Here is an 11603-nt window from a genome sequence, read left to right as displayed (position 1 = left end):
CTGTCGAAATCGCCTCGATGTTCATCATCGGATTATCATCACCAAGTTTCATAACAGCGCCCTTGCCAAATTGTTTCTGGATCTGTGCCAGCGCTTCACTTAATGCTTTCTCTCTATCTTCACTCGTATTGATCGTCTTCGCTTCTTTTTTCTTAGTCGCCATTTCTAACCTCCAAATAGTGAACGTCTGTTCTTTTTTATAATACCCTATTCTTCCCGAAAGGTCAATACCAAATCCGAGAAAAGCCGGTTCTCTTCTATTACTTTTTTCCGGAATACAGCTATGGGGCAGACTAGCTGTAACATCATCCGCCTCTTCGCTGTATTTCCTGTCAACCCCGCCTGCGACGTCCGAGGTATCCATATATTACCACAGCATACAGCACCTGTCAACCATTTTCTTCCATGACTTTTCGATTCCTCTGCATTCAAAACAAAACGACCCGCACTGTCCTGGCTTTCAAACAGTGCGGGTCTCATCACAACGATATCACTATCATATATTTCTATAGATCACATTCAGCATGCACAGCAGTGTATAATGACGGTTCCAGCTGCGATTGACGTTTCTCATCTGGATCTTCTTGCAAATCTTTTTGTCACCATATGAGAAACCAATGTAAACAAGACCGACCGGCTTTTCTTCCGAGCCACCGCCTGGTCCTGCGATCCCTGTCACAGAAATGCAGACGTCACTGCCACTGACACGCTTCAGGCCTTCCACCATTTCCAGCGCCGTCTCTTCGCTGACTGCACCGAACTTTTCTAAAGTCTCGGCACTCACACCAAGTTCCTCCATCTTGGCCTGATTGCTGTAAGTCACCAGACCCCGGTCAAAACACTGTGAGATTCCCGGAATATCCGTCATTGTCGATGCGAACATACCGCCGGTACAGGATTCCGCGCTGGACAGCGTCAACCCCTGCTCCATCAGCCTGTCGGCTACCACCTGTGCCAGTTCTTCATCATCACAGCTGTAAATATAATGACCAACGCGCTCTTTGACCATCTCAAGCATTTCGTCTACAGCATGTTCCGCCTCTTCTTCCGTAGCACGCTTGGATGCGATCCGAAGGGAGCACTCCCCTTCTTTTGCATAAGTAGCGAGCGTTGGATCCGTCTGGTTATCGATCAGATCCAGAAGCTGTGTCTCCAGCATAGATTCACCAATGCCGAAGAACCTGATCTGACGGTAATACAATGCTCCGTCGATCATGCTTTGCAGAAACGGAACCACGCTCTTTTGAAACATACGCTTCATCTCCCGCGGAGGTCCCGGCATGCAGATAATATATTTCCCGTCTTTTTCTAATGCAAACCCCGGTGCTGTCCCCGCATCATTGTGAAATACCGTGGCACGGGACGGCATGATCGCCTGTTTCTTGTTATTCTCCGTCATTTCCCTTCCCAGGGTCTTAAAGTATTTTGTGATTTCCTCCAGAACATCATCCATCATCACAAGTGTATCATCGAGTGCTTTGCAGGCCACTTCCTTTGTCAGATCATCCTGAGTCGGTCCCAGCCCTCCGGTAGTCAGGATAAGATCACAATCCTGAAATGCCAGATCGATCATCTCTTCTACGCGCTTTGGGTTGTCACCAACCGTATAGTGATACATCACATCAAACCCCAGCATATTCATCTGCTGTGACAGATACACCGTATTAGTGTTGACGATCTGCCCGAATAAAATCTCAGTTCCCACGCTTAAAATCGCAGTCTTCATACTTGTTTCGCCTTCTTCCTAATGAAATGATATGTAAAACCTACATGGAAAACAGTTGCTTGTTTTTCACGATATATTCCGTTCCAGACACTACTGTCATCACCAGTGCAATCCACAGGAAAATCGTATCCATCGGCAGATTGAAGCTGAGCAGGCTGAAAGGCCAGTTATTGAGCAGCAGCAGCGGGATAGCGATCATCTGCGTGATCGTCTTGATCTTTCCTGTCGTGCCCGCCGCAATTACGATTCCCTGTGCTGCAGCCACCTGACGCATTCCTGTAATAATAAACTCTCGTCCTAAAATAATGATGACCATCCAGCCAGGCACGTCACCTATCTGCGCCAGGCAGATCAGTGCTGACATGACCAGCAGCTTGTCCGCCAGAGGATCCATCAGCTTGCCAAAATTCGTCACCAGATTATACTTGCGGGCGATCTTACCATCCAGCATATCAGTAATGGCGGCCAGAATGAAAATCACCGTCGCAACGTAGCGGTATCCCATCAGAAATACAACAATAAATACTGGGATCGCGAAGATCCGTCCCATGGTCAGTTTATTAGGTAAATTCATGTTACTCCTCCATTCTTCCCACAATATCATAATCGAATGCATCCGTGATCACGACCCTCACCAGATCTCCCGGCACGAGTTCCTGCTCCGCCTGAAAGATCACTGTATTATCGATCTCCGGTGCATCGTACTGTGTTCTTCCTATATAAGCACCTTCTTCATCCTGTCCGTCCACCAGGACCTCGAAAATGCGTCCCACTTTTTCCTCGTTGACTTCTCGGGAAATATCCATCTGCCTGCGCATGATGCTGTCCGCCCGGGCCTGCTTGATCTCTTCATCGATCTGGTTTTCCATATCTCCGGCAACCGTACCTTCCTCCCTGGAATACGCAAATACACCCAGACGTTCAAACTTCTGACTTTCCACGAAGTCTACCAGCTCGTCGAAGTCTTCCTCCCCCTCTCCCGGGAATCCGGTGATCAGCGTCGTCCGAATGTGGATATCCGGAATAGCTTTTCTCAGTCTGCAAAGAGTATCCTTAATGCTTTCCGTCGTCGAATGACGGTTCATGCTGCTCAGCACATGATCCGAAATATGCTGCAATGGAATATCGATATAATGACAGATTTTTTCTTCCGAAGCCATCACTTCTATCAGTTCGTCCGTGATTTTATCCTCATAACAATACATCAGTCGGATCCATCGCAGGCCTTCGATCCTGCAAAGCTTCCGCAGCAGCTTAGCCAGCATAAGTTCTCCGTAAAGATCTCTGCCGTACTCCGTCACATCCTGAGCGATAAGGATCACTTCCCTGCAGCCTTTGGACGCCAGTTCTTCCGCTTCCTGCAAAATATTTTCCATCGGTCTGCTGCGGTATTTCCCGCGGATCTGCGGGATCACGCAGTAAGCACAGCAATTATTGCATCCCTCTGCGATCCGAAGTGTCGCAGTGTACGGGTTTGCCTCCGTTTTTCTCGCGGAAAATTCCATGAATTTTTCTGGCTGGCAGCTAAACAATTTTTGCCTTTGCCCCCGTTTGAAATTCTTCACGATCTGAGGCAGTTTCTCATAGTCGTTGACTCCAAGGAAAATATCCACTTCCGGCATTTCATCGAACAGTTCACTTCCGTATCTCTGTGACAGACATCCCGATACGATCAGTATCTTCTTTTCGGCATCCGTCTCTTCTGCTGCCGCCTGATCATCTTCTTTCTCAATAAAATCCGCCATTTCAAAGATCTTGTCGATGGACTCTTTCTTGGCGTCGTTGATAAATCCGCAGGTGTTGACCAAAATGGCATCCGCCTGTGCCGGATCATCTGTCACATTCATGCCGGAACGTTCCCAGATCCCGGCGATCCCCTCTGAATCGTTGAAATTCTTCGGGCATCCTAATGTTTCTATATACAACTTCATCGTTCTAAATCCTCTGTACTCTCTTTCATGTTCTGCAGATCCGCCTCGGAAATCAACACCTGTCTCGGTCTGCTTCCGTCTGCAGGTCCGATGATCTGTCGTTCTTCCATCATGTCGATGATCCGCGCCGCCCGGTTGTAGCCTATGCGGAATCTGCGCTGCAGCATTGACACAGAGGCCTGCTGTGCCTGCACCACCACTTCTATCGCCTCAGGCAAGAATTCATCTTCCTGGTCTCTGTCGTTTCCACCTGCACCCGAAGTGTGCACCCGCTCGATGGAATCCAGCACATTGCTGGAATACTCTGTATCCTCCACCTGAGCCTTTACAAAGTCGATCACGTTCTTTACTTCCTCGTCTGAGATAAACGGCCCCTGAATCCGCTTCGGCTTGCCGCTTCCCAGCGGATTGAAAAGCATGTCGCCCTTTCCTACCAGTTTTTCCGCTCCTGACATGTCAAGGATCGTCATAGAATCATGATGAGAGGAAACAGCGAAAGCGATCCGCGACGGGATATTGGCCTTGATCAGGCCTGTTACAACATCTGTGGAAGGCCTCTGGGTCGCAACGATCAGATGCATCCCGGCTGCTCTTGCCTTTTGTGCCAGACGACAGATCGATTCTTCCACCTGCGATTTGGCGACCATCATCAGGTCAGCCAGCTCGTCGATTATGATGACGATCTGCGCCATCACCAGATCCTCATCGCCCCGCTCCTTTATTACTTTATTATAGCTTGCCATTTCCCGCACGCCTTCTTCTGCAAATCTCCGGTACCGGTCATCCATCTCTGCCACCGCCCAGTTGAGAGCAGCTGCAGCCTTGGTCGGCTCTGTCACCACCGGTATCAGCATATGCGGGATCCCGTTATAGTTGGAAAGTTCCACCACTTTCGGGTCGATCAGAACCAGCTTGACTTCCTCCGGCGTCGCTTTATATAAAATGCTGGTAATGATGCTGTTGACACAAACGCTCTTTCCTGATCCGGTAGATCCTGCAATCAAAAGGTGGGGCATGGTTTTCAGATCTGCCACGATAGCGTTTCCTTCAATATCCTTGCCCACTGCAAAACTGATCTTGGATCTGGCCTTGCGGAATGCCGGAGTATCTATGATATCCCGGATCATTACCATGCTGTTCTTTTCGTTCTCGATTTCGATCCCCACGGCAGGTTTGCCAGGGATCGGCGCCTCGATACGGATGCTGCGAGCTTCCATATTCAATGCGATATCATTGGCCAGATTAGTGATCCCGCTAACTTTTACTCCTACGTTAGGGTGCACTTCATAGCGGGTTACCGTAGGACCCTGGGTCACATTGGTAACCTCCGCGTCTATATTGAAACTGTGAAGAGTATCCTCCAGCTTCGCTGCTTTTCGCCTCAGGTCGCTCTCACTGTCCATGCTCTGCCCGCTTCCGGCAGGGCTTTTATGGAGCAGATCGATCGGCGGGAATTCGTAAGTTCCCGATGTCGGCACAGATACATTAAAATCTTCTTCCTGCAAAGTGCTCTTCGCAGCTTCGGCCTTTGACAGCTTCGCTTCTGTCGACTTCGGCGAAAATCCACCGATGATCACCGGCGTATTGCGGAATTTCTTCACTTCTTCCGAAGCTCTTTTCAAATCGTCCGCAGCTGCAGCGACGCCTGCCGCCGATACTGCGTCATCCGGATCAAGCACAGGTTCAGCTGCCGGTTCATCCTTGTGAGAATCATAAAACATATCATCATAAGCAGAGGCTCCGTTTTTCGGTTTGTTTCCTTCACTCATGTAGCCCAGGATCTTTTTCTGTCCTGCGCTCAATCGTCCCTTTTCTGTCCTCCGATCTCCAAGAGTTTCTGCATCGTGAAGTTCCATTTCCATCTGCTGCATGCTGATCCGCTTTTTCATCTCCCGTTCTTTCAGCTTGGCTTCTCTGTGCTGAGCCATCTTTTCCTGCCGGAGCTTCAATTCCTCCAGGAATCTGGAGACCGGGGTGTTCATTACAAGGAGAAGACAGATCACAATGATCACGATGGACATTATATAAAGTCCCGGGATCCCGATAAGCTGTACGATCAGACCGCCTGCAGTCATCCCGAAGGCGCCGCCATCGTCCAGCACGATCCCATTGCTGTAATGAAATGCAATGTCCCTCAATCCATACCGTAATGCCTTGGGATCCAGAAATCTAGCCGAATTGATCAGTGAAAGCGTCAGGAATATGATTATAAGCAGTATGACAGACTTGACCCCTGTCCCGATGGTTTTTTTTGCAAAAAGCAGCACGCCGTATAAGATGAAATAATACGGCAAAAAATAGGCTGCAAATCCGAAGCATCCCTTAAAAAACTCCGAAAGGACCCGGCCCAGCTCCCCTGCAGCCGATGTCTGCAGCGCTATCACCAGGAAAATCCCCACTGCGATCACGATGATCGCTATGATTTCATCGCGGATCCTGTGCTCTCCCCCTGGTTGCTGCTTTGCGGCAGTCTCCTGGGCAGCGCCCTTTGCAGACCGCCCTTTAGAACCTGCAGTGCGCCTGTTATTCTCCTTCGAAGATGCTTTTTTCGTTGTTTTCGCATTTTTTCTGCTTCTTGCAGCCATACTACAACTACCTTTCTACGCAAACATCAGCGCATAGCCGATCACGAAAATAGCTAACGCCCATACATAAATGGTAAATCCCGTAAGTTTCTTGTTGGAAACCAGCTTGATCATTGCCTTGATAGCAAACAGTCCAGACAGTGCCGCTACGACTACCCCTGCGATGACCGGTCCGATCTGCGCGATGGACATGCCGGCTTTGAAAGCATCTGGTGCTTCCACGATCACCGATCCTAAAATCGACGGGATAGAGATCAGGAATGCAAACTTCACTGCAAATTCACGGTTCAGACCAGAAATCAGGCCACCGAATAAAGTCGAACCGGAACGTGAAATTCCAGGACAGATAGCAACGCCCTGCATCAGTCCAACGAACAGCGCATGACGAAACTTCATTTCCTTTACACCCTTATTGTTTTTACCCATCTTCTCGGCAATCAGCAGGATCGCACCGGTTATGACCAGACCGGTGCCGATCGCGATCAGGGATAAGTAAAGAGATGCGAACAGATCATTGAACACCAGACCGATGATCGCCGTCGGTATGGTCGCCACGATGATCATGAATCCAAGCCGTCTGGTTGGATTGGCATTGACCCGAAGTCCCTTTCCCGTGAAAATATCTTTGATCACGGCTCCCAGCTCCTTCACCAGTTCCACAATATCGTTCCAGTATACGATGAATACCGATATCAGCGTGCCCAGATGCAGAAGAACCGCAAAAGGCAGCACCTGCTCCGCATCAACACCAAAGAAATACTGCAGCAGTGCCAGATGACCAGAGCTGCTGATCGGTAGAAATTCCGAAAGCCCCTGTGCCAGGCCTAAAATGATTGCCTGCAAATACGTCATGATTAAAATCCTCCTTGCCTTTTATTCATACATAATGGATTATACCACAGCCCCATGGCAAATCCTATGTGTTTTTCCTGTGAATCTTATGTAAATCCCGAAAAAAAAGGGAAATACCTTTACATCTTCGGGCTTGCGGTAGTATAATATCCCAAGATATGACTACAGGAGGACAGTGTTATGAAAAGAAAACCCAATATTGCAGTCGTAGGTGCTACCGGCGTTGTAGGCTCTACATTCCTGAAAGTACTGGAAGAAAGAGACTTCCCGTTCGAGAACATCTACATGATGGCATCTAAAAAATCCGCAGGAAAGACACTGACATTCAAGGGAAAGGAATACACTGTCGAAGAGCTGACAGAGCATTCTTTTGACAAGCCGATCGATATCGCCCTCTTCTCCGCAGGTGGATCCACCAGTGAGAAATTCGCGCCGATCGCAGCAGCCCACGGTGTTACAGTGGTTGACAACAGCAGCCAGTGGAGAATGGATAAGGAAGTTCCACTCGTTGTTCCGGAGGTAAATCCGCAGGACATCGCATGGAACAAGGGCATCATCGCCAATCCGAACTGCTCCACCATCCAGGCTATGGTAGCTTTAAAGCCGCTGCAGGATAAATACGGCATCAAGAGAGTTGTTTACTCTACTTATCAGGCTGTATCCGGTTCGGGAGTAAAGGGTATCAACGACCTTAAAAACGGTCTTGCCGGAGATGACGAACATCTGCAGGCTTACGCTCACCCGATCGCAGGAAACTGCCTGCCGCACATCGATGTGTTCACTGACAACGGCTACACAAAAGAAGAAATGAAGATGATCAACGAAACCCACAAAATCCTGGGTGATGATGATATCAAAGTTACTGCTACTACCGTAAGAGTTCCGGTATTCGACTCTCACAGCGAATCCATCAACATCGAACTGGAGAAGCCGTTTGAACTGGAAGACGTTGTGGAACTGTTCAAGAACTCTCCGGGAATCGTGGTACAGGATGATGTAGCGCACAATGTATATCCTCTGGCAAGAGATGCTGCCGGAACAGATGCTGTTTACATCGGACGTATCAGAAGAGACTTCTCCGTGGATAACGGACTCAATATCTGGGTCGTTGCGGACAACATCCGTAAAGGTGCTGCTACCAACGCCATCCAGATCACAGAAAAACTGGTTGCTGAAATGGACGACTAGCAGATCTGCCTTAAACAACTATATATGAATTTCGCAAGTGCTATAAATTTCCAGGCTTTTGAATCATAAACCTGGGTTTGTAGCACTTCTTTTTTAGGGTTCTTTCCCTGCATAAAAGCCCTGATCAGCTCTGAAAAAGAAGAAAAAAAATACATACTTACGAAAAAGTACGTACTTGCGTTTCACGTAAATTATTATATAATTTGAAAGAGAACAAGAACGAAACAAGACATCATACGAGGAGGTACACTTATGGTTGTATGGCCAATACTCAGTTCCCTTATCATGATTTTTATTTTGATCGTCCCAGGAGTCTTCTTTAAAAAGAAAAATATCCTCACAGAAGATCAGAACGGCGCGATCAACAGCATCGTCGTCAATCTCACCTGGCCCTGCCTGGTCATCGATGCGATGCAGATGAAGTTCAGTCTGCAGGTCCTCAAAGACAGTGCCTACATACTGGTGGTCTGCCTGCTGATCCTGGCGATCATCTTCGCTATCAGCTTCCCTGTCGCCAAGCTGATCAAGCTGCCTAAAACCAAGCAGTACCTGACTGTATTCATGCTGCTGTTCGGCAACACCGGATTCATCGGGATCCCGGTTATCAAAGCCCTCTACGGCACCGACGCTGTATTTTATGCCGCCATCGTGGAGCTGATCAACGACATCCTGATCTTCACCGTAGGAATATTACTGATCCAGCTTTCCGCAGGCGCAAACCTTAAAGTAGGATTCAAACAGTTTATCAATCCCGGACTCATCGGCGTTATCATCGGTCTGGTTCTATTCCTGCTGAACATCCAGCTGCCGAACCTGATCGGCGGCTCCATAGAAATGATCGGTAACGCCACCACACCTCTGACCATGTTCTGCATCGGCTTTCAGATAGGAGGACTTAAATTCAAAGAAATCGCAGGAGACTTCCAGGTCTATGCTATCTGCTTTGTTAAGCTGCTGATCGTTCCGGTACTGACACTTCTGGTGGTCAAACTGTGGGCAGGAAACTTCTCCATGCTGGAAAAAGTACTCATCATCGGTTTTGCTATGCCGGTAGGTGCCGTAGCATCCATCTTCAGCCAGCAATATAAAGGCGAAGCTGCCTTTGCAACCAAGAGCGTGCTCCTCTCCACCGTGCTGTCGCTGATCACGATCCCGATCTTCGCCATCATCATGGAGCTGTAAAAAGTCCGTCTAAAATCGAACGCAAAATGTGGTATGACCATTGGCAGAAGAAGCACTGATCTGACCTTTGTGCTGCTCTACGATGCTCTTTGCGATGGCAAGTCCAAGGCCATAACGACCTTCGCTGCGGTTTCGCGATTTGTCGATACGATAAAATCTCTCAAAGATCTTCTCTTCCTCACCTTTCGGGATTTCTTCTCCGCGATTGGTGACCGTAAGGAAGATCTTTTTATTTTCCTTATAAAGCCGAATGACATTGAATTCATCTTCTATCATTAAAATACGCATGGTTAAAGTTCCCGTATATAAAATACATTTCAATCAATGATGCAATCCTAAACGCTCTTTCAACGCATCCTGCAGCACCGCAGAAAAGTTAATATTCTGCGATATAGCAGCCTCATTGAGCCATGACGGTATGGTCAGTGTTTTCTTAACTGGTTTTTCAAAATGCTCCTTCGCATAAGAATCGACATCGACAGTGATCATATTGACATATCCCTCACCGGGCTTCGATCCGATTTCTCTTAAGACCTCCTTCGGATCCACGTCCTGTAAATCAGACGCTTCCGGCAACTCTTCACCCTCCATTCTAGCAGAATACACATAGCCCGCCAGACAGTCGATCCCACTCTCCAAAGCCTCCTCCAGCGTATCTCCACACGTCGCCAGATAATTCAAATCCGGAAAGACAATCGAATACCCCGATTCTTCCTTATAAATGCATGCCGGATATACCGTTAACATATTATATACCCTCCTTTTTAACAGTCACTTCAGCTTTGCCTGTTTTAAAATAGAATTTTCTACTCCCTTAGTTAAATCCCTACAATGAAACAGGATTTCCCTATCCTTTCCCTTATAATACCACTCAACACGTGTTGAATCAATACGTATCGCTGAAATCCCCCATCAGTTTCCGCCTCTCTCCTGCCATTATATTCTATTTGTAAATAAATGTCAATCAACAATTTCTCTTTTCCTCGCTTCTTTAATTTTCGTTTAAGCATTCTGCCGTATGATACAACCATCACGAAGAACAACAAGATTTGAAAGGAGATCAACGATATGAAAACGATTTCAAAAAGATGGATCAAGAACGCCGTCGCCATCGTGGTGATGCTGGCGCTGTGCGGCTCCATGTTTTTCACCATGAGTTATGCAAAGTCTCACGCACAAGCTTCTGACATGCCACAGATGTCCCAGGGCAGCGACTCTTCCGGAGGTCCAGGCGGCGGAGGGGCACCACCGGATCAATCCGGATCCAGCGATTCCAACAGCCAAAGCGGCGACCAACAGAATACGCAGGACAGCAACGGTCAGCAGAGTGGACAGCCTCCAGCTAAGCCGGAGGATTCTGGAAATAGCGGACAGTCCGGAAACAGCATCGAAGGCAAAAATTCCGTCACCATCAATGACTGTGAACTGACCGATGACAACACCACTCTCAACGGGCAGTCCACGACATACAAGAACATCTTCCTGTATCAGTCCATGAGCGGCGATGCAGCGGACGGACAGGCGGAATTTACGGCAACCAACAGCGATATCACAACCAACAAAGGCGATACTCTGTACGTTACCAACACAACAGCGTCCATCAACCTGAAAAACAACACGATTACCAATAACGACAGCGAAGGGAACTTTCTGCGGGCACAGGCAGATTCCTGGGGTTCATCCGGTTCCAACGGCGGGAATGTCACCCTGACCATGACCAAACAGAAAGCGTCTGGAAACATCGTCATCGACTCTATTTCCACCCTCGACATGACTATGAAATCCGGCTCTTCCTATACGGGCACTATCAATGGCGATAACAGTACCAAGTCCATCAAGCTGACTCTCGATAAAAAATCCAAGATCAAGCTGACAGGCGACAGCTATGTCACCAGCCTGGATGACGCCGACACCGACTACAGCAACATCGATTTCAACGGCTACACGCTGTACGTCAACGGTACCGCCATCAACAAGTAAACATCTCTACCACTAAAAAAGAGGCTGCAGCAACAGACCTTTCACATCTGCGCTGCAGTCTCTCTTATTTTTTCTGCAAAGACGGTATGCATTGCGAAGCCCAATATCCGCGGAGTAGTATTTGTTCGGATATTGGATAGTTATCAGCCCTGTCTCTTA

10 protein-coding genes and 1 pseudogene are annotated in these 11603 nt (G+C 48.1%); 3 read left to right on the top strand and 8 right to left on the bottom strand.

Annotation, left to right across the window (positions count from 1 at the left end; genetic code table 11):
* The 6 genes and pseudogenes from H8876_RS04940 to H8876_RS04915 all read right to left on the bottom strand — a co-directional run.
* Positions 1 to 163, bottom strand: a pseudogene (locus tag H8876_RS04940) (DNA recombination/repair protein RecA); the annotation flags it as partial.
* A gap of 333 nt (positions 164 to 496) precedes the next feature.
* Positions 497 to 1726: a competence/damage-inducible protein A gene (locus tag H8876_RS04935; RefSeq protein ID WP_249286788.1), complete on the bottom strand. Its 1230-nt coding sequence runs from the start codon at positions 1724 to 1726 to the stop codon at positions 497 to 499.
* Between the two features lie 40 nt (positions 1727 to 1766).
* Positions 1767 to 2300, bottom strand: a complete 534-nt coding sequence (gene pgsA / locus H8876_RS04930) for a CDP-diacylglycerol--glycerol-3-phosphate 3-phosphatidyltransferase (RefSeq protein ID WP_249286787.1) — start codon at positions 2298 to 2300, stop codon at positions 1767 to 1769.
* Position 2301: 1 nt separating this feature from the next.
* The gene (gene rimO / locus H8876_RS04925) at positions 2302 to 3657 is read right to left on the bottom strand and encodes a 30S ribosomal protein S12 methylthiotransferase RimO (RefSeq protein ID WP_249286786.1); all 1356 of its coding nucleotides are present in this window, start codon (positions 3655 to 3657) and stop codon (positions 2302 to 2304) included.
* A complete protein-coding gene (locus H8876_RS04920) occupies positions 3654 to 6242 on the bottom strand; it encodes a DNA translocase FtsK (RefSeq protein WP_249286785.1) in 2589 nt (862 codons plus the stop codon). The genes rimO and H8876_RS04920 overlap by 4 nt, the downstream gene beginning before the upstream one ends.
* Positions 6243 to 6257: 15 nt before the next feature.
* On the bottom strand, positions 6258 to 7094 hold the full coding sequence (locus tag H8876_RS04915; RefSeq protein ID WP_249286784.1) for an undecaprenyl-diphosphate phosphatase: 837 nt from the start codon (positions 7092 to 7094) through the stop codon (positions 6258 to 6260).
* A gap of 180 nt (positions 7095 to 7274) precedes the next feature.
* On the opposite strand from H8876_RS04915, the gene H8876_RS04910 reads away from it, so the two are divergent.
* Together H8876_RS04910 and H8876_RS04905 are read left to right on the top strand one after the other, a co-directional pair.
* Positions 7275 to 8282: an aspartate-semialdehyde dehydrogenase gene (locus H8876_RS04910; RefSeq protein WP_249286783.1), complete on the top strand. Its 1008-nt coding sequence runs from the start codon at positions 7275 to 7277 to the stop codon at positions 8280 to 8282.
* A 252-nt stretch (positions 8283 to 8534) separates the two neighbouring features.
* On the top strand, positions 8535 to 9464 hold the full coding sequence (locus H8876_RS04905; RefSeq protein WP_249286782.1) for an AEC family transporter: 930 nt from the start codon (positions 8535 to 8537) through the stop codon (positions 9462 to 9464).
* Positions 9465 to 9473: 9 nt separating this feature from the next.
* Here the strand turns inward: H8876_RS04905 and H8876_RS04900 are convergent, their stop codons facing one another.
* Positions 9474 to 9752 (bottom strand): ATP-binding protein, encoded by a 279-nt coding sequence (locus H8876_RS04900; protein ID WP_249286781.1) that lies wholly within the window; start codon positions 9750 to 9752, stop codon positions 9474 to 9476.
* 33 nt (positions 9753 to 9785) lie between these two features.
* Positions 9786 to 10211: a type II toxin-antitoxin system HicB family antitoxin gene (locus tag H8876_RS04895; protein WP_249286780.1), complete on the bottom strand. Its 426-nt coding sequence runs from the start codon at positions 10209 to 10211 to the stop codon at positions 9786 to 9788.
* A gap of 321 nt (positions 10212 to 10532) precedes the next feature.
* On the opposite strand from H8876_RS04895, the gene H8876_RS04890 reads away from it, so the two are divergent.
* Positions 10533 to 11444 carry a hypothetical protein gene (locus H8876_RS04890; RefSeq protein ID WP_249286779.1) on the top strand — a complete coding sequence of 304 codons (912 nt, stop codon included), beginning with the start codon at positions 10533 to 10535 and terminating at the stop codon, positions 11442 to 11444.
* Positions 11445 to 11603 lie beyond the last annotated feature (159 nt).

This window comes from Lentihominibacter faecis (genome assembly GCF_014306095.1).
In the GTDB taxonomy this organism is placed as follows: Bacteria; Bacillota; Clostridia; order Peptostreptococcales; family Anaerovoracaceae; genus Lentihominibacter; species Lentihominibacter faecis.
The sequence above is the reverse complement of the archived record's forward strand: the minus strand, read 5'-3'. Positions and strand labels throughout refer to the sequence as shown.